General features: G+C 68.9%; 20 protein-coding genes and 1 tRNA gene. 10 read left to right on the top strand and 11 right to left on the bottom strand.

Features of this window, described 5'->3' with window-relative positions:
* Positions 1-126: 126 nt before the first annotated feature.
* A complete protein-coding gene (purU, locus tag GVN21_RS00445; RefSeq protein WP_166572870.1) occupies positions 127-969 on the top strand; it encodes a formyltetrahydrofolate deformylase in 843 nt (280 codons plus the stop codon).
* On the opposite strand, the gene GVN21_RS00440 is transcribed toward purU, so the two are convergent.
* From GVN21_RS00440 to GVN21_RS00430, 3 genes are read right to left on the bottom strand one after another with little or no spacing between them, the layout of a single operon-like run.
* Complete coding sequence (locus tag GVN21_RS00440; protein ID WP_166572727.1) at positions 966-1460, bottom strand: FKBP-type peptidyl-prolyl cis-trans isomerase; 495 nt, start codon at positions 1458-1460, stop codon at positions 966-968. The genes purU and GVN21_RS00440 overlap by 4 nt on opposite strands.
* Positions 1461-1481: 21 nt before the next feature.
* The gene (locus GVN21_RS00435; RefSeq protein ID WP_166572726.1) at positions 1482-2684 is read right to left on the bottom strand and encodes a threonine ammonia-lyase; all 1203 of its coding nucleotides are present in this window, start codon (positions 2682-2684) and stop codon (positions 1482-1484) included.
* Between the two features lie 31 nt (positions 2685-2715).
* Positions 2716-3795, bottom strand: coding sequence for a GNAT family N-acetyltransferase (locus tag GVN21_RS00430; protein ID WP_166572725.1), 1080 nt, complete (start codon positions 3793-3795; stop codon positions 2716-2718).
* A 108-nt stretch (positions 3796-3903) separates the two neighbouring features.
* Here GVN21_RS00430 and GVN21_RS00425 point away from each other — a divergent pair, with 108 nt between their 5' ends.
* The 4 genes from GVN21_RS00425 (at position 3904) to GVN21_RS00410 (ending at position 10656) form a co-directional block, all read left to right on the top strand.
* Positions 3904-5238, top strand: coding sequence for a cation:proton antiporter (locus GVN21_RS00425; RefSeq protein WP_166572724.1), 1335 nt, complete (start codon positions 3904-3906; stop codon positions 5236-5238).
* A 127-nt stretch (positions 5239-5365) separates the two neighbouring features.
* The gene (locus tag GVN21_RS00420; protein WP_166572723.1) at positions 5366-6244 is read left to right on the top strand and encodes an ABC transporter ATP-binding protein; all 879 of its coding nucleotides are present in this window, start codon (positions 5366-5368) and stop codon (positions 6242-6244) included.
* Positions 6245-6256: 12 nt separating this feature from the next.
* Entirely contained in the window at positions 6257-9889 is a 3633-nt protein-coding gene (locus tag GVN21_RS00415; RefSeq protein ID WP_166572722.1) for a M1 family aminopeptidase, read from the top strand.
* 152 nt (positions 9890-10041) lie between these two features.
* A complete protein-coding gene (locus tag GVN21_RS00410; protein ID WP_166572721.1) occupies positions 10042-10656 on the top strand; it encodes a transposase in 615 nt (204 codons plus the stop codon).
* A gap of 91 nt (positions 10657-10747) precedes the next feature.
* On the opposite strand, the gene GVN21_RS00405 is transcribed toward GVN21_RS00410, so the two are convergent.
* The 3 genes from GVN21_RS00405 to GVN21_RS00395 form a co-directional block, all read right to left on the bottom strand.
* Entirely contained in the window at positions 10748-12565 is a 1818-nt protein-coding gene (locus GVN21_RS00405) for a hypothetical protein (RefSeq protein WP_166572720.1), read from the bottom strand.
* Positions 12566-12711: 146 nt separating this feature from the next.
* Complete coding sequence (locus GVN21_RS00400) at positions 12712-13785, bottom strand: glycerophosphodiester phosphodiesterase (protein WP_166572719.1); 1074 nt, start codon at positions 13783-13785, stop codon at positions 12712-12714.
* Complete coding sequence (locus tag GVN21_RS00395; protein WP_166572718.1) at positions 13782-15020, bottom strand: ATP-binding protein; 1239 nt, start codon at positions 15018-15020, stop codon at positions 13782-13784. The genes GVN21_RS00400 and GVN21_RS00395 overlap by 4 nt, the downstream gene beginning before the upstream one ends.
* A 177-nt stretch (positions 15021-15197) precedes the next feature.
* Between GVN21_RS00395 and GVN21_RS00390 the strand changes: the two genes are divergently transcribed.
* The 4 genes from GVN21_RS00390 (at position 15198) to GVN21_RS00375 (ending at position 20342) form a co-directional block, all read left to right on the top strand.
* On the top strand, positions 15198-18770 hold the full coding sequence (locus tag GVN21_RS00390) for an autotransporter outer membrane beta-barrel domain-containing protein (protein ID WP_166572717.1): 3573 nt from the start codon (positions 15198-15200) through the stop codon (positions 18768-18770).
* Positions 18771-18835: 65 nt separating this feature from the next.
* Positions 18836-19099, top strand: a complete 264-nt coding sequence (locus GVN21_RS00385) for a SemiSWEET transporter (RefSeq protein ID WP_166572716.1) — start codon at positions 18836-18838, stop codon at positions 19097-19099.
* Positions 19100-19166: 67 nt separating this feature from the next.
* On the top strand, positions 19167-19943 hold the full coding sequence (locus GVN21_RS00380) for a WecB/TagA/CpsF family glycosyltransferase (RefSeq protein WP_166572715.1): 777 nt from the start codon (positions 19167-19169) through the stop codon (positions 19941-19943).
* 18 nt (positions 19944-19961) lie between these two features.
* Positions 19962-20342 (top strand): DUF4440 domain-containing protein, encoded by a 381-nt coding sequence (locus GVN21_RS00375; protein ID WP_166572714.1) that lies wholly within the window; start codon positions 19962-19964, stop codon positions 20340-20342.
* On the opposite strand, the gene GVN21_RS00370 is transcribed toward GVN21_RS00375, so the two are convergent.
* Genes GVN21_RS00370 through GVN21_RS00360 form a run of 3 tightly spaced genes read right to left on the bottom strand, consistent with a single transcriptional unit; the run spans position 20323 to position 22365 of the window.
* Positions 20323-21753 carry an MATE family efflux transporter gene (locus GVN21_RS00370; protein WP_166572713.1) on the bottom strand — a complete coding sequence of 477 codons (1431 nt, stop codon included), beginning with the start codon at positions 21751-21753 and terminating at the stop codon, positions 20323-20325. The two genes, GVN21_RS00375 and GVN21_RS00370, sit on opposite strands and share 20 nt — an antisense overlap.
* Positions 21754-21779: 26 nt before the next feature.
* Complete coding sequence (locus GVN21_RS00365) at positions 21780-22052, bottom strand: hypothetical protein (protein ID WP_166572712.1); 273 nt, start codon at positions 22050-22052, stop codon at positions 21780-21782.
* Positions 22045-22365, bottom strand: a complete 321-nt coding sequence (locus GVN21_RS00360; protein WP_166572711.1) for a hypothetical protein — start codon at positions 22363-22365, stop codon at positions 22045-22047. The genes GVN21_RS00365 and GVN21_RS00360 overlap by 8 nt, the downstream gene beginning before the upstream one ends.
* A gap of 374 nt (positions 22366-22739) precedes the next feature.
* Here GVN21_RS00360 and GVN21_RS00355 point away from each other — a divergent pair, with 374 nt between their 5' ends.
* Positions 22740-23741 carry a hypothetical protein gene (locus GVN21_RS00355; RefSeq protein ID WP_166572710.1) on the top strand — a complete coding sequence of 334 codons (1002 nt, stop codon included), beginning with the start codon at positions 22740-22742 and terminating at the stop codon, positions 23739-23741.
* Positions 23742-23865: 124 nt separating this feature from the next.
* On the opposite strand, the gene GVN21_RS00350 is transcribed toward GVN21_RS00355, so the two are convergent.
* Positions 23866-23942 (bottom strand) — tRNA-Arg (locus GVN21_RS00350).
* Positions 23943-24036: 94 nt separating this feature from the next.
* Positions 24037-25056: a P1 family peptidase gene (locus GVN21_RS00345; RefSeq protein ID WP_166572709.1), complete on the bottom strand. Its 1020-nt coding sequence runs from the start codon at positions 25054-25056 to the stop codon at positions 24037-24039.
* Between the last annotated feature and the right edge of the window lie 13 nt (positions 25057-25069).

The following is a 25069-nucleotide window of genomic DNA, read 5'->3' as shown; positions in this document are numbered from 1 at the left end:
CGCGCGAAGCGCGAACCGGATGAACCGGGGACACGTTGGAATCCAACGTGTCCCCGAGGCGCGCGCCGGAGGAGGATTGTCACGGCCCAACCCGCGAGCTACGCGCCATCCGCCATGACCGCCTCGCTGATCCTCACCCTCGCCTGTCCCGACCGCCGGGGCATTGTCGCCGCTGTCTCGGTCTTTCTCAGCGAGCGGGGCTGCAACATCCTCGACGCTCAGCAGTACAATGACGCCGAGACTGGGGCCTTCTTCATGCGGGTGGTGTTCGATCCGGCTCAGGCCGACCTCGAGACTCTGCGGACCGCGTTCGAACCGATCGGCGCCGCGTTCGCCATGCGGTGGACCCTGCGCGACCCGGCCCAGCGCTACCGGGTGATGATCCTGGCGTCGAAGACCGACCACTGCCTGGCCGACCTGCTCTATCGCTGGCGGATCGAGGAGCTGGCCATGGATATCAGCGCGGTGGTCTCCAACCACCCGGCCGACACCTTCGCCCATGTCGATCTGAAAGGCCTGCCCTTCCACCACCTGCCGGTGGCGAAGGACACCAAGCTGGAACAGGAGGCTCAGCTCTGGGCTCTGATCCGCGAGACGAAGACCGACATCGTGGTGTTAGCCCGCTACATGCAGATCCTGTCGGACGGGCTGGCGGCCAAGCTGGAGGGCCGCTGCATCAACATCCACCACAGCTTCCTGCCGGGCTTCAAGGGGGCCAAGCCCTACCACCAGGCCCATGCGCGCGGGGTGAAGGTGATCGGGGCTTCGGCCCACTATGTCACCGGCGACCTCGACGAGGGCCCGATCATCGAGCAGGACGTCGAACGCATCAGCCACCGCGATACGCCGCAGGATCTCGTCCGCAAAGGCCGCGACATCGAACGCCGGGTGCTGGCCCGGGCCCTGCGCTGGCGGCTGGAGGACCGGGTCTTGCTGAACGGCCGAAAGACGGTGGTGTTTACCGACTAACCCAGGACCGAGTTCCGGCCCGACGGCAGCACGTCGATCAGCTGGATGCGGAAGATCAGGGTGGCGTTCGGCGGGATGCTTCCGCCGCCGTCCTCGCCGTAGCCGGCCTCCGGCGGGACATAGATCACCCACTCGTCGCCCGGCCGCATCATCGGCAGCACCTCCAGCCAGGCCGGGATCAGCCCGGCCAGCGGCATGGCCGCCGGCTTCCCGCGCTCAAAGCTCGAGTCGAACACCTCGCCGTTGAGCAGCTTGCCCTCGTAGTGGACCAGCAGCTCGTCGCCCTTCTTGGGCTTGAGGCCGGCCTGCGGGCCCGAGCGCATGACCAGGTACTGCACGCCGCTCTTCAGGGTCTGCACGCCCGGCTTGGCGGCGTTCTCCTTGAGGAACACGGCGCCCTCCTCGCTATTCTTGCGCGCCAGCCGCTCGTTGGTGCAGCCGGCCAGGGACAGAGCCGCGATAGCGGCGAGGATAACGGGGATCAGGCGCATTTCGAACCTCGACAGGCGGGACTAGACCGCCCGCGGCGGATACCCGCACTCGCGCAGGGCGTCCATGATTTCCTGGGTGTGCTGGGCGTCGCGGGTCTCGATCATCACGTCGAACTCGGCGCCCTTGGCCGGCACGTCCAGGGCCAGGCGGTTGTGGGCCACCTCGATGATGTTGCCGCCCATCTCGCCGATCACGCGGGAGACGGTGGCCAGCAGGCCCGGGCGATCGTCGCCGACGATGCGCAGGGAGATGATCCGCTGGGCCCGCACCAGCTCGCGGGTCAGCACGGACGCCAGCAGGCGGGTGTCGATATTGCCGCCGCACAGGATCAGCCCGCACTTCTTGCCCCGGAACCGCTCCGGATAGGCGAGCAGCGCCGCCAGCGCCGCGGCGCCCGCGCCCTCGGCCACGGTCTTCTCGACATTGCAATAGAGGGCCACAGCCCGCTCGATGAACGGCTCCTCGAGCAGCAGCACGTCCTCGACCAGCGGCCGGGCCACCGAATAGGTGATGTCGCCGACCTGCTTGACCGCGATGCCCTCGGCGATCGTCTGGCCGCCGCTCTGGCCGGTCATCCCGCGCATCTTGTTGGTGAAGCTGGGATACATCGCCGGCTCGCAACCGATGATGCGGATGTCCGGATTGATCGCCTTGGCCGCCACCCCGACGCCGCTGATCAGCCCGCCGCCGCCGATCGGCACCGGCAGGATCTCCAGATCAGGCACGTCCTCCAGCATCTCCAGGGCGATGGTCCCCTGTCCGGCCATCACCTCCAGGTCGTTGAAGGGGTGGACGAAGGTCAGGCCCCGCTCTTCCTTCAACTGCATGGCGTGGGCGTAGGCGTCGTCATAGGTCTCGCCCTCGATCACCACATCGGCCCCATGGGCGCGGGTGTGCTCGACCTTCACGAAGGGGGTGCCGCGCGGCATGACGATGGTCGAAGGAATGCCCAGACGCGTGGCGTGATAGGCCAGGCCCTGGGCGTGGTTGCCGGCGCTCGCGGCGATGACCCCTTTGGCCCGGTCCGCGTCGCTCATCAGCATGAGTTTGTTCAGCGCGCCCCGCTCCTTGTAGGCGGCGGTGAACTGCAGGTTCTCGAACTTCACCCACACCTGGGCGCCGGTAATCTCCGACAGGGTCTTCGAATAGCGGCAGGGCGTGCGCTCGATATGGCCGGCCAGCCGGGTGGCCGCGGCGCGGATGTCGTCGATGGAAAGGGTCATGGAACCTGGCGGGAGAAAGAGACCCGCCGCTTCACCGCAATCCACGGATCAGGTCAAGCCGCCGCATCGCCTTGCCCGGCAGCTCCGACACCGGCCCGAGCGGCAGGGATTCCGCCGCCTGGCGCAGCGCATAGGCCGCCGACCGCAACAGCGCCGCCGGCGAGACGCCGCCGACGAAGCCGTGGCCGACCTGCACGGTGGCGTTGGCAAGCTCGCGCTTGAATCGGTAGTCGCCGGCCCCCAGGTCCAGCCGCCAGTAGGGCGTGTCGTCCATCCAGCGCAGGATGTCCTGGAACAGGATCAGGCCGGGGCTGTAGCGATCGAACGCGGCGTCATGGCCGATCAGCCAGCTGTTGATCGCCCCATGGGCCCGCAGGTTGAACTGCGCGGCGGCCAGCCGGTCGCCGATATGCAGGGTGAACAGCATGCCGCCGTACATCGGATCACGGCTGGCGAACAGGTCGCGGACCAGCTTGGTCGTCCAGCCGGCGCCCAGCACGTCGGTCTGGCCGGTCTTCTTCCACTGCTCGCTCTTCCAGCCCATCAGGGTGTCGAAGTCGCCGCGCGACCGCGAGAAGGCGGTGAAGGTCACCGGCCCGAGTTCCCGCTCCAGCTTGCGCCGTTTCTTGTCGATGTCCTTCAGCGCGCCGACCCCGGCCTCCCGCCGGGCCTTGGCGTAGGCCTCGTAGCCGTCGCGAAGCTCTATGGAGTAGGCCGTCTGAGAGCCCTTCACATGCGGGGCGAAGTCGTCCTGGCCGTCCAGCATGTGGCAGAAGTCGAAGCGGCCGACCCCCAGCGCATTCACCAGCGCCACCGGATCGAAGCGCACGCCCGGCTCGGCCGTCATGCCCTGGTAGTCGCACATCGGCGCCCCGACGGGCATGGCCGCCCCGCCCTGGGCCCTGGCGGCCATATAGCCGACCTCGCGGCCGTGATCGTGCAGCACCGCGACCTTGACGTTGGCTTTGGTCCCCTGCGCCGCCGCCACCGACCGCGCCCACCAGGGCGACAGGAAGGGGCTGTGCAGCCGGGTGTCGGCGCCCTGCAGCGACGCCCAGCCCTCGACCTGGGCGGCCGTCAGTTCGTCGGGACGGACAATGTCGATCTGCACGGGGGAACTCTCGTCGGGCGATACTTGGGCTTGTTTACAGGCCAAGCCTTTCCGCTTGGTTTAGCGCCGGTCACCGAACGTTTTCGCCTTCCGGGCCGTTAGGGGCCGATGGCCCTGTCTCCAGACCTGCTCAAAGACCTGCTCCCGGACCCCTATATCCTGGTTCTCGGAGGCGCCGGGCTGCTGATCGCCCTGGTGGCCTGGCTGCCGCTGGCCCTGCGCCGGCTGCCCCTGTCGCTGCCCATCGTCTGCATAGGCTTGGGGGCGGGGTTCTTCGCCCTGCCGCAGGTCGGGCTGGCGCCGCTGCCCGTCCAGCATCCAGAGGTCGCCGAGCGGCTCACCGAGCTGGTGGTGATCATCGCCCTGATGGGGGCCGGGCTGAAGATCGACCGGGTGGTCGGCTGGCGGCGCTGGGGCATTACCTGGCGGCTGCTGGCGGTGACCATGCCGCTGTCGATCGCCGCGATCGCCATTCTCGGGGTCTGGGCCGGCCTGCCGCTGGCCGCCGCCATCCTGCTCGCCGCCAGCCTGGCGCCCACCGACCCGGTGCTGGCCGCCGACGTCCAGGTCGGCCCGCCCCGCGAGGGCCAGGAGGACGAGGTGCGCTTCGGCCTCACCTCCGAGGCCGGCCTCAACGACGGCCTGGCCTTTCCCTTCGTCAATCTGGGCATCGCCCTGAGCCTGGCCGCCGCCAGCGGCAAGCCCTGGCTGGTCGACTGGCTCAGCTACGACGTGGCCTGGAAGCTGCTGGCCGGCTGCCTCGCCGGCTGGCTGATCGGCCGGCTGTTCGGCTGGCTCACCTTCAAGGTCCCGGGCAACTCCCTGGCCAAGACCGGCGATGGCCTGATCGCCATCGCCTGCACCCTGGTCGCCTATGGGGCCACGGAGGCGATCCACGGCTACGGCTTCCTGGCGGTGTTCATCGCCGCCCTGACCCTGCGCCACGCCCACCGCCGCCACGAGTTCCAGCGCGAGATGCACGACATCACCGAACAGCTGGAGCGGATCGTCATGATGGTGGTGCTGCTGCTGTTCGGCGGCGCCCTGGTCAGCGGCCTGCTGGCGCCCCTCACCTGGACCGATGTCGCCCTGGCCCTGGCGGTGCTGCTGCTGGTCCGCCCCCTGGCGGGGCTGGCCGGGATGATCGGGATGAAGGCGAGCTGGAGCGAGCGGCTCACCCTGGCCTTCTTCGGCATCCGGGGCGTGGGGTCCTTTTACTACCTCGCCTACGGCCTCAACCACGCCCCCATGGCCGGGGCCGAGCGGCTCTGGGCCATCGTCGGCCTGATCGTGCTGCTCTCCGTGCTGCTGCATGGGCTGACCGTCACGCCGGTGATGCGCGGCCTCGACCGCCGCCAGGGCCGCGACCCCGACGCCGAGGATGATGAGGCATCCGAAGAGCCTGAGGCAGACTCTGACCGGGCCGCGGCCAAACCCGCCTGAACCCGCGCCTTACCGTTGTTTCACTTGCCCCTTCCGCCCCGCCCGGCCATGACTGTTGCGGGGGTTACCGGGCCGTCTCATTCGGGCGACACGGACAGGACCGCATAATTCAAGGGGCGGAGCAGCCATGCTGATCGTCGAGAACCTCACCCACGTCTATCCCAACGGGCACAAGGCCCTGGATGAGGTCAGCCTGATCGTGCCCAAGGGCATGTACGGCCTGCTGGGCCCCAACGGCGCCGGCAAGTCCACCCTGATGCGGACCATCGCCACCCTGCAGGCGCCGACCGGCGGCCATGTGCGGTTCGGCGAGATCGACGTGCTCAAGGACCCCGAGGAGCTGCGCAAGACCCTCGGCTACCTGCCCCAGGACTTCGGCGTCTATCCGCGGGTCTCCGCCTACGACATGCTTGACCACATGGCGGTGCTCAAGGGCGTCTCCAACGGCAAGGAACGCCGCGAGACGGTCGAACACCTGCTCAACCAGACCAACCTCTGGAACGTCCGCAAGCGGGCCATCGCCGGCTTCTCCGGCGGCATGCGCCAGCGGTTCGGCATCGCCCAGGCCCTGATCGGCGATCCCCGCCTGATCATCGTGGACGAGCCCACCGCCGGCCTCGACCCCGAGGAACGCAACCGCTTCCTCAACCTGCTCAGCGAGATCGGCGAGAACGTGGTGGTCATCCTCTCGACCCACATCGTCGAGGACGTCTCCGACCTCTGTCCGGCCATGGCCATCATCTGCGACGGCAAGATCGTCAAACAGGGCGCCCCGCTGGAGCTGGTCGCCCAGCTCAAGGGCCGCATCTGGAAGAAGACCATCGACAAGTCAGAGCTCGAGGGCCTGCGGGCCCGGGGCTACAAGGTCATCCACACCCGGCTGTTCACCGGCCGCACCGTGGTCCACATCGAGAGCGACAGCGATCCGGGCGACGGCTTCGTGCCCGTCGATGGCGGCCTCGAGGACGTCTACTTCACCACCCTCCACGCCTCCCGCGCCGCGTAAGGGGCCGCCGTCATGTTCGGCAAGATCGCCAGCTTCGAATTCCGCTACCAGCTCAAGAACCCGGTGTTCTGGGTGGCCGCGGGCATCTTCTTCCTGCTGACCTACGGCTCGGTGGTGATCGACCAGATCTCCATCGGCGGCGGCGGTCCGATCCACAAGAATTCGCCGTTCGCGGTGATCCAGACTCAGCAGGTCCTGACTCTGTTCTTCATGTTCGTCTCGACGGCCTTCGTCGCCAACGTGATTGTGCGGGACGACGAAACCGGTTTCGGCGGCATCCTCCGCTCGACCCCCGTCAAGCGGTTCGACTACCTCTATGGCCGTTTCGTCGGCGCGTTCGGCGCGGCGGCCCTGGCCTTCCTGACCGTGCCGCTGGCAATCCTCATCGGCAGCCTGATGCCGTGGGTAGACCCTGAGACTCTCGGCCCGAACACCCTTCAGCCCTACCTCACCGGTTACCTGGCGATCGCCTTGCCGAACATCTTCCTGATGTCGGCCCTGTTCTTCGTCGTGGCGACGCTGACCCGGTCGATGATGTGGACCTATGTGGCGGTCGTCGCCTTCCTGGTGTTGTGGACCATCGGCACCGTCGCGTCGAACCGGCCCGAATGGGACAAGATCGTAGCGTTCTGGGAGCCCTTGGGCTTTGGCGCCGTTGGTTTGGCGACCAAGTACTGGACCGTCTCCGACCGCAACACGCTGACACCCGCCATCGAGGGTCTGCTGCTGCAGAACCGCATCTTCGCCCTGTCCCTGGGCGGGCTGTTGATGCTGCTGCCGATGCTGCTGTTCCGCTTCACCCCCGGCCAACTGTCGGGCAAGCGGGCAAAGCAGGCCAGGATCGCCGCCGCCGCCGCGCCCAGCGCCCCGCCGCCGGCCCCCCTCGGCGCCCTGCCGGCGCCCACCTTCGGCTTAGCCAGCGCCTGGGGCCAGCTGGTCGCCCGCACCAAGCTGGACATGGGCCAGGTCTTCTTGAGCCCCGCCTATTTCGTGCTGCTGGCCCTGGGCCTGTTCAACGCCGTCGGCGCCCTGTGGTTCGCCACCGAACAGACCGGCTACGGCGGCATGGTCCATCCGCTGACCCGGGTGCTGCTGAACCCGCTGATGGGCAGCTTCACCTTCATTCCGCTGATCATCGCGGTCTATTACGCGGGCGAGCTGGTCTGGCGCGAACGCGAGAAGAAGACCCACGAGATCATCGACGCCTCGCCGGTCCCCGACTGGGCCTATGTCCTGCCCAAGACCCTGGCCATCTCCCTGGTCCTGCTGTCGACCCTGGCGATCAGCGTGCTGGCCGCGGTGCTGATCCAGACCTTCAAGGGCTACACCAACTACGAGCTCGGCAAATGGCTGGTCTGGTACATCCTGCCCCAGGGCGTGGACTGGATCCTGCTGGCCGCCCTGGCCGTCTTCGTCCAGGCGATCAGCCCGCACAAGTTCGTCGGCTGGGGGATCATGGTCCTCTACCTGATCGCCTCGATCACCCTGGGCAACCTCGGCTTCGACCACCTGCTCTACAACTACGGCGCCGTGCCCAACGACGGCGGCTTCGGCACGCCCTTCTCGGACATGAACGGCCTCGGCAAGTTCTGGATCGGGGCCTGGACGGCGCGGGCCTACTGGTCCCTGATCGCCCTCATTCTGCTGATCCTGGCCTACGGCCTGTGGCGGCGCGGGGCGGAGATCCGCCTCTGGCCCCGGCTCCAGCGTTTCCCCCACCGGATGATGAGCGGCGCCGGGCTGCTGCTGGTCGTGGCGGTCATCGGGGCCGGCGCCGTCGGCGGCTGGATCTTCCTCAACACCAATGTCTGGAATGAGTACCGCACCGCCATCTCCGACGAGAAGTGGCAGGCCGACTACGAGAAGGAACTGATCGTCGCGCGCAAGTTCGACAAGGTTCCCCAGCCGAAGATCCAGTCGATGAAGCTGGACGTCGACATCAAGCCCCATCAGCCCAGCCTGGTGGTCAAGGGCAGCTATGTCATCAAGAACACGACCAGCGCCCCGATGCGGGAGGTTCACGTCCGCTTCGACCGCGACCTGAAGGTAAGCGGCCTGTCCATCGAGGGGGCCCGGCCGAAGGAAACCCTGGCCAGGTTCAACTACCGCATCTTCACCTTCGACGCCCCCCTGGCGCCTGGTGAGAGCCGGACGATGAGCTTCATCACCGAACGCTCGCAGAAGGGCTTCAAGAACCGCGGCAACGAGATGCGGGTCGTCGACAACGGCACCTTCATCAATTCCGCCGAGTTCGCCCCGGCGCTCGGCATCTGGCCGGGCGATGGCCTGCAGGACCGCGCCAAGCGGCGCAAGTACGGGCTGAAGGCCGACCAGCCGATGGCCCCGCTGGGCGATGTGCCGTCACGCCAGTTCAACTACCTGCGCCACGACGCCGACTTCATGAGCTCGGACATCACGGTGACCACCGTGGCCGATCAGACCCCGATCGCCCCCGGACGCCGCGTCTCCGACCAGGTGATCGACACCGCCGACGGCAAGCGCCGCCGCGCCCGGTTCGTCACCCAGGCGCCGGTGATGCCCTTCTTCTCGATCCAGTCGGGCCGCTACGCCATCGCCCATGAAAAGTGGAACGGGCTGGACCTGGAAATCTACTACGACCCCGCCCACGCCTGGAACATCGAGCGGATGAAGACGGCGATGAAGGCCTCGATCACCTACTTCGGGACCAACTTCAGCCCCTACCAGTTCGACCACCTGCGGTTCATCGAATTCCCCGACTACGCCCAGTTCGCCCAGGCGTTCGCCGGCACCATGCCCTGGTCGGAAGGCCTGTTCTTCATCGCCGACTACAGCGATCCCGAGAAGATCGACATGGTCACCTACGTCGGGGCCCACGAGATCGGCCACCAGTGGTGGGCCCACCAGGTGGTCGGCGCCGACCAGGAGGGGGTCACGCTGATGAGCGAAACCCTGGCTCAATACTCGGCGCTGCGGGTGATGAAGGGCCTCTATGGCGAGGACCAGATCCGCAAGTTCCTCAAGTACGAGCTCGACAGCTACCTGCGGGCCCGTGGCGGCCAGCCGCTGGAGGAGAGGCCCCTCAGCCGGGTCGAGCCCAGCCAGGGCTATGTCCACTACCGCAAGGGCTCGCTGGTCATGTATCGCCTGGCCGAGGAGATCGGTGAGGACGCGGTCAACCGGGCGCTCGCCAAGTTCGTCGCCCAGCACGGCTTCAAGGGCGCGCCCTATCCGATCTCGACCGACCTGATCGCCCTGTTCCGGGCCGAGGCGCCGGCCGACAAGCAGGACCTGATCACCGACCTGTTCGAGCGGATCACCCTCTACGACGTCAAGGTCACCTCCAGCCGGGTCACCGCCCGCAAGGACGGCAGGTTCGACGTCACCCTGCAGGTGGAGGCCAAGAAGCTCTACGCCGACGGCAAGGGCAAGGAGACCGCCACCCCGATGAACGAGATGCTCGACATCGGCGTCTTCGCCGCCCAACCGGGCAAGAAGGGCTTCGACAAGAAGAGCGTCCTGTTCCTCGAACGCCGCCCCATCCGCACCGGCAAGCAGACCATCACGGTCACCGTCGCCAAGAAGCCCACTTGGGTGGGCGCCGACCCCTACAGCATCCTCATAGACCGCAACTCGGACGACAACCTGTTCAAGGTTGGGGGGTAGGCACCCCTAACCGGGGACACGTTGGAATCCAACGTGTCCCCAACCGGCGTTGGATGTGGGACATATTGAGATCGCCACATCCCCCCTTTTCTCTTCCCCCGTCCACACTTCTATGTTCTTTAAATGTTCTCGCCCACTGTTCGAGCGCGCTCATGCCCCGAACCGCCCGTCTCGTCGTGCCCGGCCTGCCGCATCATGTCACCCAGCGCGGCAATCGCCGCCAGACCACCTTCTTCAGCGCCCAGGATTACGCCGCCTACCGCGCGCTGCTGGCCGACCGTTGTTTGGCACACCAAGTCGAGGTGCTCGCCTGGTGCCTAATGCCCAACCACGTCCATCTGGTCCTCGTACCGGCCACAGGAACAAGCCTGGGCGCAGCCCTTGCCCAAACCCATCGCCGCTACACGGTTCGGATCAATCGTCGCGAGGGTTGGACGGGTTTTCTCTGGCAGGGCCGCTTCTCGTCCGCACCGATGGATGAAGGTCATCTAGCGGCGGCGGTCCGTTATGTTGAACTCAACCCAGTCCGTGCGGGGCTGGTGGCCTCGCCTGCGGACTGGCCCTGGTCCAGCGCACGGGCCCACCTGGCGCGAGCGCCTGACGGCCTCACGGCCATCGACCCTATGCTCGATCGCTTCCCCGACTGGGAAGATTTCCTTGGGGTGGACCTGTCTGCGCCGGACCTGGCCGCCATCCGCTCCGCCGAACGCACCGGCCGCCCCCTCGGCGCCCGAGATTTTGTCGCCCGGCTCGAGGCCGGCGCATAGCTGCAAGCGAGAACCGCGCGTCTGCTGGTCTGCTCGGGGACACGTTGGAATCCAACGTGTCCCCAAACGAGCCGCAATTCAGCACTGACCCTCACTCAAACACATCCCCACAGTCCGCATATTCCGGCAGCCCGAACCCGCTGTTCACCCCCGGCTCCCAGATCGATCCCCCATCGGCGTACTCCGGCAGGTCCCCCCGGTCCGCCACCGGCCCGCTCACCCGGTCCATCGCCCGCCCGATCAGCGACAGGCAGTCCACCTCGTCATCATGCCGCCCGGCCGGGAAGGCCACGCACTCGTCGATGAAACAGTCGCCGTCCCCATCGTCCCGCACCCACACCCGCCCCTCGCGGACCAGCGCCTGGGCGCCGCGCGCCCGCGCCGCCTTGTCCTGGCCCGAGCTCAGCCACTCCAAGGGGCAGCTCAGCCGCCGCGCCCGCAACTTGGCCAGCAGCATCGGCTCCACCGCCCGCTGGATCACCCCCGCCTCGCCGAACCAGCGCCGGATGCCGCCGCCCCGCCGGCGGAATTCCTCGATCAGGTCGCACTGCCGCTCGATCCACACGTCGCTGCTAGTCTGGCCGCCCCAGCTGGCCATCCGCCAGAGGTTCATCCGCGCATCCACGCCCCACACCACCAGCCGGGTGTAGTCGCCGCCCCCGTCGGTCACCGCATAGTCGCTGGTCCCGTAGTACCGCATCGCGCCGGGCCGCTCATGGTCCTGGAACCGTCTGAACCAGCCCCGCTCGAAATAGCCGCCCTGCTCGGCCGCCGGCCGCTGCTGGTAGAGGGCGTTCCAGGTCCGGGGGTTCAGCCGGAACTGCGGCCAATGGTCGGCCCGCCAGTACTCCGGCCACAGATATTCCCCCACGCCGCGCCCCAGCGGATCGTCCGCCCGCTCGGCCTGGGCGGGGATCGACACCACCTCCCAGACCTCACCGTCGCGGCACAGCACCGGCCCGCTGCGCCCGTCATAGTCGGCCGGCAACAGGCTCCCCGCCAGGTCGTCCTCATGCCAGCGCGTCTGGATCAGCACGATCCGCCCGCCGCTCTTCAGCCGGGTGCGCACCGTGTCGTCGAACTCCTCCCGCGTTCGCCGCCGGATCAGTTCGCTGTCGGCCTCGGCCCGGCCCTTGACCGGATCGTCAACCACGATCAGGTCGGCCCGATTGCCGGTAATTCCGGCCAGCATCCCGGCGCCCATCCACTCCCCGCCGTTATCCAGCCCCCAGTCGATGGCGCTGGCCCGGCCCTTCTCCGGCGAGGCCCCGAACAGCGCCGCGAACACCGGCTGACGCGTCACGCTCCGCGCCTTGCGCCCCCGCCGCCCGGCCAGGGCGGTGGCATAGGTCACCACCAGCACGCTGCGGTTCTTGGCCCGCCCCAGGAACCAGGGGGTGAACACATCCACCGCATAGGTCGACTTGGCCGACCCCGGCGGCATGAACCCCATCAGCCGCCGGATCTCCCCCCGCTCAATCGCCTCCAGCTTCTCCAGCCACAGCCGATGATGCGCCGCCAACTTCGCCGTCCGCCCGGGGCCCAGCCCGGGAATGTCGATCATCCGCGCAAAAGCCAGCAGCCCGCCCTTGGCGCCCTTCACGGCGCGCAGCTCCCGCCGGGTCAGCGGCATGGCCGGCGCGGCCTGGGGCGGCGGCGCGTCCGGCGCCAGGCAAACCTGCTTCCTCTGAAGCCCCAGCCCCGTCGCCCCGGCCCGCAGCACCTCGAGGCTGGCCACCACCCCTTCCTCGACCAGGGCCGGCCACCAGCCCTCGGGAATCCCCTGCGTCCGCCAGCTGCTCACCGTCGTCCGCTTGGCCCCCAGCCGCTCCGCCAGCCGGGTCACCCCGACCCCCACAACGATCTGACGATGGGAGGGCGCGGCGGGCAGATCCGTTGAAACCGTCATGGCGAAACTGTATCAAAAATACAGCCCGAAAGCAAGGTTCGTGTCAGGGGAGCTCCCCCGGTGGGCTGGGGACACGTTGGAATCCAACGTGTCCCCAAACTGCCTAAGTGCACTGTCACCGAAATTCGGCGCTGGCCGCAGAAGCGCTACGCCTTCCCCCCGATGAAGGCGTTCCGCGCCTTCACCCCTTCGGCGACGTTGTCGGTGAACACCCCGTCCACCCCGGCCCGCAGCAGCGCCGCGAACACCGCCGCCACATTCCCCGCCTCGGACAGGGTCCCGGACGACCGCAGCCCCGTCGGCAGGAAGGCGTTCTCCCGCCGCACCGTCCAGGGATGCACCTTCAACCCCGCCGCATGGGCGTCGCGCACGAACCCCGTGGTCGGCGACAGAGCCGCGCCATCCGTCGGCACGACATACCGGCTATGCGGCCCGGCCCCATCGGCATACGCCGCAATGGCCTTGAGCCCCGCCGCATCGGTCATGCCGGCATAGGTCAGGTCCGGCCGGTCGACGGGGCCGCCGGCGTCGGAAATCAGCTGCACCAGCGGGGTCTTCACCAGGCCGCGCAAGGTCTTCAACGGCGTCACCTCGAAGCACTGCACGAACACCGGGGCGGAGCGGCTGTCGAACTCGTGGGCCTTCAGCCGGTCGGCGAAGCGCGCCTCCATCGCCAAGCCCGCCCTGGCGAAATGCTGCGGATGCTTCAGCTCCGGATAGAGGCCGATGATCCGTCCCGCCCGCCGGCCTTCCTCGGCCGCCAGGGCGACGACCTCGTCAAAGGTCGGGATGGTTTCCTGCCCGTCGAAGGCCACGTTGGCGGGGCGCACGCCCGGCAGGCGCTCGCGGCAACGCAGGGTCTTCAGCTCAGCCAGCGTAAAGTCCTCGGTGAACCAGCCGGTGATCTCCTCCCCGTCGATCACCTTGGTGGCCTTGCGCCCCGCGAACTCGGGCCGGGCGCCGACGTCGGTGGTCCCGCCGATCTCGTTCTCGTGGCGGCAAACGAAATGGCCGTCCCTTGTCAGCACCAGGTCGGGCTCGATGAAGTCGGCGCCCTGGGCCACGGCCAGGCGGTAGGCCATGGCCGTATGCTCCGGCCGCTCGCCGCTGGCCCCGCGATGGGCGATCACGATGGGAATCCGCGCTCCGACCCTGGCCATCGACGTCCCTCCGACCAGGGCGGCGGCGCCCGCCAGCCCGAATGCGCGCCGGTCGATCATGCCGGGTCCCTCTCCGCCGGGGCAACCAGCGGCAACCAGACCGTGAAGGTCGCCCCCCGCCCCTCGGCGCTTTCCACGGCCATGCCGCCTCGGTGGCGGTTGACGATGTGCTTGACGATGGCCAGGCCCAGGCCCGTGCCGGCCCGCTCGCCGCCGCTCTTCTGGCCCTCGACCCGGTAGAACCGCTCGGTCAGGCGCGGCAAACGGTCACGCGGGATGCCGGGGCCGGCGTCGACGACCTTGAGCAGGGCATAGCGTCGCCCCTGCGGCCGGTCGGGGGCCAGCAGGGTGATACGGGTGGCGGCCGGATCAGCGGGCAGGGCGAAGGCCGCGTCGGCGACCGGAGCGCTGACGCTGAGGCGCAGGGCGGCGCCGGGACCGGAGTATTTGATCGCGTTCTCCACCAGGTTCTGGATCACCTGCAGGATCTGGTCGCGGTCTCCCTCGACCTCCGACACGCCCCGGGGCGGGAAGTCGGTAGTCACGTCCAGCGCCTTCTCCCGGATCAGCGGAACCAGGGCGTCCAGCACATCGGTGGTCGCCAACCCTAGGTCCACCGAGCCGGTGGGGGCGATGTGCTCGTTCAACTCGACGCGGCTGAGGCTCAGCAGGTCGTCGATCAGCCGGGCCATCCGCTCCGCCTGCGCCTGCATGATGCCGAGGAACTTTTCCCGCGCGCCCTCGTCGTCCTTGGCATGCCCCCGCAGCGTCTCGATGAAGCCGGAGAGGGAGGCGAGGGGGGTCCGCAGCTCGTGGCTGGCGTTGGCCAGGAAGTCGACCCGCATCCGCTCGGCCCGGCGCACGTCGGTCTCGTCGCGCAGGGTCAGGAGGGCGATCCGCCCGCCCGGCCCCTCGCCCAGCGGCCGGGTCTGGGCCGCCCAGACCCGTTCCTGGGCGCCGCCGGTCTCCATCAGGGCCGAGCCGGAGGCGCCGTGCAGGGCCTCGTCGACCGCCTCCAGCACCTCGGGGTTGCGCAGGGCCGTGACCAGCCGGGCGCCCTCAAGCCGGGTCGTGAACAGCCCTCTGGCCGCCGCATTGGCGAAACGAATCCGCCGGGCCGCTGGCTCGGCCGGATCGCCCTCGATGACCAGCACCGGATCGGGCAAGCTTTCCACCAGGGTGCGGAACGGACCCGGCGACTCGGCCGGGTCCGGCGCGGCCGCCGGCGGGGGCGCGGGGGCCTGCGGGGCCGGTTCAGCGGTGCGTTGCGGCCACAGGGCCTTCAGGATCGACATGCGCGGCCTCGATTCGCGTGTGCGCCGACTCTATGGTGCACGTTCGTATGGCGCCCTGAAGAACCTTGCGATAGACGAGGCGGGTTCCGTTGGTGAGGAGCGAAGACGTCATGGCTGACGCATTTTCGCCTTATCGCGGAGACACTTGGGTGTCTGATCTGGTTGCGGGGAAATCCCATGGTTCGTAAGCGTCTGGTCGCCACTGTGGCGGTGGCCCCCCTGCTGTTGTTCGCCGGCTCGGCCTTCGCCGAGACGACCATCAGCAACACCCGCACCACGGGCGTGTCCACCTCCACCGTCAACGGCGGCGCCGCCGATGACATCAAGGTGACCAACCAGGGCAAGTTCGAACTGACCGCCGGCGGCCCGGCGATCACCCAGAACAGCAACAACAACGTCAACAATGACGGTGGCCAGATCACCACCAAGGACGTCGACGGGGCCGTCGGCATCCTGGTCGACACCACCGCCGGGCCGGTCACGGGCAACCTGACCCAGGGCGGCACCATCACCCACAGCGACGACTTCACCCCCTCCGACACCGACAAGGATGGGGATGACGATGGGGACTTCGTCGAGGGGACCGGCAAGTACGGCATCCGGGCCATCGGGGCCGGCGGGCTCAACGGCTTTGTGCTGAACTCCGGCTCGATCACCATCGAGGGCAACGACTCCTTCGGCATCAGCATCGAGACCGACGTCTCCGGCTACCTGCGCAGCTACGGCAGCATCTCGGTCACCGGCGACAACGCCCGTGGCATCAGCGTCACCGGCGATATCGGCGGCGGCACGGCGCTTGAGCAGCGCAACGGCCTGTACGTCAGCGGCTCGGTCACCGTGCGCGGCGAGGGCGCGGTCGGCATCGACGTGTCGGGCGACGTCAACGGCGCCTTCGTGCTTCAGGGCAACGTTACCGCCACCGGCCTGCGCTACGACGTCCGCCCCTTCACCGAGGAAGCCCGCGACAACCTCGATGCCGACGACCTGCTGCAGGCCACCGCCGGCGTCCGCGTCACCGGCAACGTCCGCGACGGCGTCATCCTCGGCATGCCGACCACCGCCGCCGACGTCGACACGGACGGCGACGGCAAGACCGACGCCGTGGACGAAGATGACGATGCGGACGGCACGCCCGACAAGGACGACACGGACGATGACAATGATGGCGTCCTGGACACCGATGACAAGGACTTCGATAACGACGGTATCCCGGATCTCAACGAGGGGGTCGGCTCGATCGTCGTGTTCGGCTCCGCGCCGGGCCTGCTGATCGGCGACACCGGCGCGGTTTCGCTGGGCGAGGGGCTGCTGGCCGATGGTTCGGACGACGTCTGGGGTCTGAACATCCGGGGTTCGATCACCTCGGACGGCCTGCTGGACAATATGTCGTCCACCGCCGTGGTGATCGGCGCGGGCGGCACGGTCGATCTGAACAAGGGCATCAACCTCGAGGGCTCGCTCAGCGCCCGGGCCTATAACGCCGACGCCCGAGGCCTCTGGATCAAGGGCGGCACGACCGCCGGTCAACTGGACCTGGGCGGCGCCATCGTGGCGGTCGTCACCAACACCTCGGCTCCCGCGCCGGACGCCGATCCGTTGAACCCCGGCCCGGTCGCCGGGCCCGCCGGCACGGAGACCAAGACGGCCGCCATCGGCGTGGACATCGATTCCGGCGCCAGCATCGGCGGCGCCGGGACCGGCGTGCTGAACCTGACCGGCCTGGTTTCCGTCGGCGTCCGCGGCGAGAACGTCGACGCCATCGCGGTGCGCGACAGCTCCGGCACCATCGACCAGGTCAACATCTCCGGCATCATCAGCGCGATCGTCGCCCCCGACGACGACCTGGACGATACGGATGACGACGACCTGCTGACCAACAACGAAACGGTGCTGGGCCGGGCCATCGCCCTCGACATGCGGGCCAACACCACAGGCCTCCAGATCAACATCGCCGGGATCGCCGACGGGGATGACGGGGACGATGACCTCGACGACCTGGACGCGGACGCAGATGGCATCGATGACGCCGACGAAGCCTCGGTGCGCGGCAACATCCTTATGGGTTCCGGCGCCGACGCCCTGACCATCGCCAACGGCACTGTGCTCGGGGACATGTCGTTCGGGGACGGGGCCGACACCCTGACGATGAGCGCCGGCGCCAAGGCGCGAGGCGCGGTCCTCAACCTGATCGCCGGCCAGGAAAACTCGGTCGCCGACCGCTACACCGCCAGCAACCTCGACGACGAGCTGGACATCACCCTGACCGGTCCGGCGCCGATCGCGACCCTGCCGGACGTCGACAACGCCACCCGCCTGACCATCACCAACACCAGCGTGATCCGCGGCGGCGACCTGAATGTCGGCGCCAACACCCAGCTGTTCGTCACGGTCAATCCGGAGGAAGTGGCCGGGCGCCAGAACACCCTGCTGCAGTTCGACACCGTCACCTTCGGCAGCAAGTCGGTGATCGGCATGGAGCTGACCAGCCTGATCGACCGCAGCGCCTTCGGGCCGGATGGCATGACGGCGGTCCGCTACACCATCGTCGACGCCAACACCCTGGTCTACGCAGGCGACGTCAACACCACCGGCCTGAGCAACTCGCCCTTCTTCTACACCGTGACCGCCGAGGCCGACGTCGCCGCCGGCGAGGTCGACCTGGTCATCAGCCGCAAGACGGCCGCCCAGCTGGGGATGACCGACAACCAGGGCGCGGCGCTGGACGCCGTCTATGAGGCGCTGTTCAGCGACGACGAACTGGCCGATTCCTTCCTGTCGGCGACCAACGCCAAGGAATTCTACAAGCTCTACAACCAGCTGCTGCCTGACCAGGGCGAGGGCCTGTTCTCGGCCCTGGACATGGCCGGCCAGGCGCTGTTCCGCCTGACCGCCACCCGGCCGGACATGGGCCAGAAGTACGGCCCCGACAGCTTCTGGATCCAGGAGATCAACGTCGGCGTCATCCGCGAGACCGGTATCACGGTGGGCTCGGAGACCAAGGCCTTCGGCTTCATCGCCGGCTACGAGAGCATGGGCGATGACGGTGGGGCGCTGGGCGCGACCCTGGCCTACATGAACGCCGAAGAGAAGGACGACGTCGCCCAGATCGGCGAGCAGACCAACGTCTCGCTGGTCGAGGCTGGCGTCTACTGGCGCCGCTCGGCCGGCGGCTGGCTGTTCGCGGCCCGCGGCGCGGCCGGCTACGGCTGGTTCGAGGGCGAGCGCCGGTTCATCGATCCGCGCGTCGGTCTGATCCGCGAAGCCAACGCCAGCTGGGGCGGCTTCACCGGATCGGCCAACATCATGGCCAGCTATGAGGCGCGCTTCGGCCGCTTCTACGTGCGGCCGATGGTCAGCGTGGACTACCTCTATCTGTCCGAGGGCGAGCGCGACGAGAACGGCGACCTGGGCCTTGGCCTGACCGTCGACGAACGGACCAGCAGCCGGCTGTCGGCCTCCGCCGAGATCGCCTTCGGGGCCACCTTCGGCCGCGACAACTGGTGGCGTCCGGAACTTCGCCTGGGTTACCGCCAGCACATCGCGGGCGAGATCGGCAACACCGTCGCCTACTTCAACGGCGGCAGCCCCTTCACCCTGGTGGCCACCGAGCCGGGCGAGGGCGCGGCCGTGATCGGCTTCTCGCTGAAGGCCGGCACCCCGATGAGCTACGTCGCCCTGGAAGGCGATGTCGAGGCCGCCGAGGGCGAGGACCGCTACAACCTGCGCCTCGCTGGCCGGATGATGTTCTAGGGCCGGACGCGTCCACTCCGAAGACATGCGCCGGAACACCGGGTATCGCCCGGCGTTTCGGCGACATGGACAAGATCTGGATCAATGCCGTCGGGACGTGTGCGGCGCTCTGCTCAATGGTCAGTTTCACGCCGCAGATCTTCAAGATCTGGCGCGAGCGCGACGCCTCCAATGTGTCGCTGGGCATGTTCGCCCTTACGGTCACCGGGTTCACCCTGTGGACCACCTATGGGGCCATGCTCCAGAGCTGGCCCCTGATCCTCTCCAACGCCGTCTGCCTGGCGCTGTCGGGGGTGATCCTGGTTCTGAAGGTGAAGTTCTCGAAGTAGAGCCCGCTACCCTTGCTTAACCACGCTCCCTAACCGCGTTGAAATCGCCCCTGGGCATGATGGCGGCATGGAACACCACGCCATCACCCCCATGCCCCGCCTCAGCATCCTCGGCGCCCAGGTCGATCCGCTGACGCCGGCGGCGATGCTGGCCGCGACCGAGGCCTTCGTGGCCGGGGGTGGGACGGCGGTGATCGCCAACCACAATGCTCACAGTCTCTACCTGACCCGCCGCTCGCCGGACCTGGCCGCCTTCTTTGAAGAGGCCGATCTGGTGCAGATCGACAGTGTGCCGATGATCCTGTGGGGCAGGCTCATGGGCCAGCCGGTTGGCCGGGAGCATCGCTCCACCTATCTCGACTGGAGCGACGCCTTCTGGGCGCGGGCGGCCGAGTGCGGCTGGCGGGTGTTTCATGTCGGCGGGGCGCCGGGCGTCGGGGTCAAGGCCCGCGAGGAAATCCTGCGCCGCCATCCGACCCTGCAGCTGGCCGAACATCATGGCTACTTCAACGTCGAGGGGCTGGAGAACCACGCCGTCCTGCGCCGGATCGCCGAGTTCGGGCCGGACGTGGTGATGGTCGGCATGGGCATGCCCCGCCAGGAGGCCTGGATCGCCGCCAACCGCCATCGGATCGGCCGGGGCGTCTTCTTCCCGGTCGGTGCCGCCTTCGACTATGAGGCGGGGGTGCAACCGCCGGCCCCGCGCTGGATGGGGCGGATGGGGATGGAGTGGCTGTTCCGGCTGGTGTCTCAGCCGGGGCGGCTGGCCTATCGCTACCTGGTCGAGCCCTGGTCGCTGACCCCGGCCATGCTGGCCGATCTGAGGGCCGCCGCGCGCCGCTAGATAAGCTAAGGTCGTGGAATGACCACGGCCGAAGATGCGATCCGCGCCCGGCGGCGCCTGACCAACAAATTCATCGCCGCGCATGCGGCCCCCCGACTGGCGCCCTTCTTCGCGGCCGAGGCCAACCTGATCGGCGGCGAGGGCGGATTGATCGTCGGTGCGCCGGCGATCGTCGCCGCCTTCGCGGCCCAGTTCGTCGATCCCTCCTTCATCGCCTACGAGCGCACGGCTGGGGAGATCACCCTGGACATGGACGGCGCCCGCGCCGCCGAGCGCGGGACATGGGTCGGGCGCTGGAAGGACCTGACCTTGGGCGGTGACTACCTGGCGGTCTGGCGCAGGCAGACAGGCCAATGGGTCATCGAGCAGGAGCTCTACGTCACCCTGACCCGGTCTTGATCGGTCCCCAGGGGGTGAACCAGATGAAGGCGGCGGTGACCGTTCCCATGATCACCATGCCGATGGCCACCAGCCCGAACAGGGCCCAGGAAGGCGCGCTCATGGCGATCAGCGCCCAGCCGCCCAAGGCGACGACCACCAGACGCAAAGTGCCGGCCAGCAGCGGCCCGCCGATCTTCCCCGCCCCCTGGGCCGAGAAGTAGAGCGCCAGGCTCAGGCCGAAGAAGACGAAGGCCGGGCCGGCGAAGCGCAGGTAGAGGGCGGCCGCGTCGCGCACCCCCGGATCGCTGGTGAAGATCGACACCCAGAGGCTAGGGAACAGGGACAGGAGGATGCCCAGCGACCCCAGCCCCGCAGCGGCGAGGCCGCCCGCCGTCCAGGCCACGCGCCGGGCGCGGGCCACGTCGCCGGCCCCGATGGCCAGTCCGACCATCGGCAGGGACGCCACCCCCACCGAGAAGGCGATGGGCACCAACAGGAACTCCAGCCGCGAGCCGATCCCGTAGCCGGCCAGGGTTTCGACCCCGAACCGGGCCGCGATGGCGGTGAGCACCAGGATGGTCGCCACCGTCTGGATGGGCGACAGCATGGCCGGGCCGCCGACCCGCAGGATGTCGTCGAAGTATTCGCGCCGGAACGGCCCCGACAGGGTCAGCCGCACCCTGGCCCCCTTCGACCGCAGCATCAGGAACATGGTCGTGGCGCCCAGGATCACCGCCATGGCCTGGCCCAGCCCCACCCCGATGATGCCCAACCGGGGCGCCGGCCCCCAGCCGAAGCAGAGGGCGCCGCCCAGGACCACCTGCAGGGTGGCCATGCCCAGCATCGCCGCCGAGGGCCTGATCATGTCGCCCGAGCCGCGCAACACCGAGGCGAACATGTTGGAGAGCCAGATGAACACCGCCGAGAGAAACACGATGCCGCCATAGGACACGGCCAGCCGCAGGGTCTCCCCCCGCCCGCCCAGCAGATGGAACAGCGCCCCGGCGCTGAGGGTCAGAATGATGGTGAAGCCCAGGCCCATGCCCAGCCCGATCACCACCCCATGGCGCGCCAGCTGCTCGGCGCGGGCCTGGTCGCCGGCGCCCAGCGCCCGGCTGACGGCCGAGGAGATCCCGCCCCCCATGGCCCCGGCGCTCATCATGCCCATCAGCATGATGAAGGGCAGCACCAGGGCGGAAGCCGCAAGGGGCTCGGGACCCAGCCGCCCGACATAGGCGGTCTCGGCGATCGACACCGCCGTGGTCGCCGCCATGCCCAAAAGGTTCGGGGCGGCCAGCTTGATCAGCGTCTGCGCCACCGGGGCGGTCAGCAACGGATGCGGCGGCATGGCCGAGGGCTTGGGCGCGGCCTGGCCGGCGTTGAACACGGGGGTTGGCGCGGGCGCGGCGGTCGACGTCTCGGCGGTCATATGAAATCCTAATCCGTTTTCTTTCGCTACGGATAGGGCCGATCGGTGCTGCGCCAGCCGAAGGTCACGCCGCGCACCGCGGCCAGCCCGTCCAGCCGTCGGGCGATCAGGGCCGCGCGGTCATCGCCGACCCCGCTCGCCTCGATGAACAGGCGAAGGGCGTCCGCCTGCCGGTCGAGGCGCAGGTCGGTGATCGTCGCCTCCTGCAGGGCAAAGGGGCCGAGCACCCGCAGCAGGACGTCGGGCTCCCCGGCCGCCTCGACCACGAAGGTGTGCCGTTTGAGCGGATCCTCAGCCACGGCGCCCGCTCCCGGCCAGGTAGCGGCGGCGCAGCAGCAGGCGGCCGGCCTCGTCGAAGGCGGCCAGCTGCACCCCGCCGCTCTCCAGCCCACTGGCTCGCCCGGCCCACAGCATCTCGCAGAAGGGCGCGCGGGCGGCCAGGGCGGCGTTCAGCCCCGCCTCCAGCGCCACCAGCTCCTCCAGCGGCCCGGCGCTGGTCGCCTCCACCCGGAAGGTGTGGCCCAGGAGGTCTGTCCAGGCCAGCGCCTGGGCGAACCGCCGGGCCGCGAGGCTGGCGGGGAGTTCGTCGTCCGTGGGATTCGAGGGGGTCATCGGTCTGTCCTTCTTCGAGAATTGGAGGACCGACGGCGCGCAACAAAAAACCCCGCTGCCTGGAGAGGGAGCGGGGTTCGATCTTACGATCCGTCGGCGTGTGCGGTTACGCGCGCGCTGTTCCCGTCCCTGGCAAGGGGGTTTTAATCGACATCATCATGGTCATGGCGCGCGAACCCGAACGCAGCGGCGAGGCCGTGCGGCTCAGGGTGTCGGCGAGGGTGTGACCGTGGATCATGTCATTGCCGGCGCGGGATGCGCGGGCGGGCTGTAGCCGATGCGCCGCGCCGGGGCAACTGTCGACCGCCGCCCACCCCTTGGCGGCTCACGTGGTCTGTGCCACGAAGGAGTCCGTAAACTGGGGGTTGTTCAACATGAAATCGAGTCTGCTGGCGGCCGTGGCCGTCTCCGCCATCACGTCCGCCGCCTGGGCCCAGGAGGCCCCACCGACGGCCGAAGCCCCGGCGCCCGCGGCCGTCCAGGCGCCCGCCGCGCCGGCCGAGGCCGCCCCGGCGCCTTCGCAGGCCGCTGCACAGGCTCCCGCCGCGGTGGTCGTGCCCGCCGGAACCTATGTCCTGGTCGCCACCAGCGAGCCGCTGAACTCCCTCACCGCCACCACCGGCGCCAAGGTCAACATGACCCTGGTCAAGCCGCTGAAGGCCGGAGAGACCGAGGTCATTCCGGCCGGCGCCACCGTGGTCGGCGAGATCATTCACGCCACCCCGAAGGCCAACGGCGGCAAGCCGGGCGAAATCCTGGTGACCGCGCGTTACATCGACGTCAACGGCGCCAAGATCCCGCTGAAGGGGCTGCGGCTGCGGGCCGGCGGCAAGGATCTGAGCAGCGCCTCCCTGTGGGCCATGGGCCTGGTCAAGGGCAGCGAGGCGGAGATGGTGGCCGGCACGGCGGGTGAAGCCCGGCTGTCGGAGAACCTGGTGGTCGCCGCCGAGGGCCTGCGGTCGGAGCCGGTCGATCCGGTCACCTTGGCCGCCGATGCCGGTCCCCAGCCCGACGTCGTGCCCGGCAAGGTCAAGGCGCCCCTGCCCGGCAAGGCGCGGGTGGTGTTCTTCCGCGACAACGTTTTCCAGGGCAGCGCCATCTCCTACAAGATCCGCACCGGGCCGAACAACGAGGTGGTCCTGGGCACCCTGTCGTCGGGCGTCTATTTTAGCGTCGACGCCGATCCGGGCGACCATCTGTTCACCGCGGCCACCGAGGCGCGGGACGGCCTGAAGATCGAGGTCGAGGCCGGTGAAACCTACTTCGTGCGCGGTACCGTCGTGGTCGGCGCCTGGGTGGGGCAGCCCAACCTGGCGCCGTCGGACAAGGCCACCTTCGAGGCCATGACCCTGAAACCGGCGAAGAAGACCAAATAGGCATCGGCCCGGCCGGACCAGGCGTCCGGCCGGGCTTCTTCATTCCAGCGAGTCGCACGGCGCGCGCGATTACGGCTGCGCGCCCAAAAGCGGGCTCATTGGGTTCGGGATGGGTGAAGAGAAATGGCGCGCCCGGAACGATTCGAACGTCCGACCCTCAGATTCGTAGTCTGATGCTCTATCCAGCTGAGCTACGGGCGCGCACTTCGCTGGGCCCTGGAAGGGGTCCGGCGAGGGCGCGGAACCTAGTCGCGGGCGGACGGAAAGGCAAGCCGTCCCGAACGGGTTTTTTCGGTCAGCCGCCCTGCCAGCAGCGGACGTCGGTTCCGGGGTAGGGGGTGGCCTCGTAGACGGCGCGGGCGATGGCCCGGCTGAGCACGTCGGCGGCCAGGGCGCCGATGCGGCCGACCGTGACATGGGGGGGGTCTGCGGGGGCCATCCGAGCGGTGGACAGGGCGAAGACGATGTCGCCGTCCTGTGGCGCGTGGGCGGGGCGGATGGCGCGGGCCAGGCCGTCCTGGGCCATGATGGCGACGCGCTTGGCCTGGCCCGGGTCGAGGACGACGTTGGTGGCCACGCAGGCGATGGTGGTGTTCTGGCGAAGGCCGGGGTTCAGCTTGGCCAGGTTCCAGTCGTCGGCGGCGGAGAAGAGGCCGGCCGAGCCCAGGCCGCCGAATTCCGCCCCTTGTTCGAAAGGGGCGGCCCAGAAGCTGCGGTCGTCGCCGGCGGTGACCGAGCCGAAGCTGTTGACCCCTACGATGGCCGCGACGACCAGGCCATCGTCGGTGACGATGCTGGCGCTGCCCGTCCCGCCCTTCCAGCCGCCGGCCATGGCGCCGTAGCCGCATCCTGCCGTGCCCAGCGCGATGTCGAGCCCGGCCGCCTCGCAGGCCTCGATTCCGAGGCGGCGGTAGGGCGGGTCCAGGCCCCAGGCCTTGTCCCCGCCGTTGGCCATGTCGAACAGGATGGCGGCCGGGACGATGGGGGCCTTGGGCACCTCCGGGCGCGAGGAGACCGGATAGCCCCGGCCGTGGGCGGCCAGCCAGGCGGCCACGCCATCGGCGGCGCCCAGGCCGTACATCGAGCCGCCGGACAGCACCACCGCATCGACCGTGGCGCCGATCAGGTTCTCCGGGTCGAGGGCGTCGGTCTCCCGCGTGCCCGGCCCGCCGCCGCGCACATCAACGGCGCAGACCGCCCGCTCGTCCGGCAGGATGACGCTGACCCCCGTGCGCACCGCCGTGTCGGCCGCCTGGCCGACCTTGAGGCCCGGCACGTCGGTCAGGCTGTTGCGGGGGCCGGGACGGGCGGGCATGGGAACTCCTTGG

Origin of the sequence: Caulobacter sp. SLTY (assembly GCF_009905535.1) — a bacterium.
Classification (GTDB): Bacteria; Pseudomonadota; Alphaproteobacteria; order Caulobacterales; family Caulobacteraceae; genus Caulobacter.
This window is presented reverse-complemented; position numbering and strand designations above follow the sequence as displayed.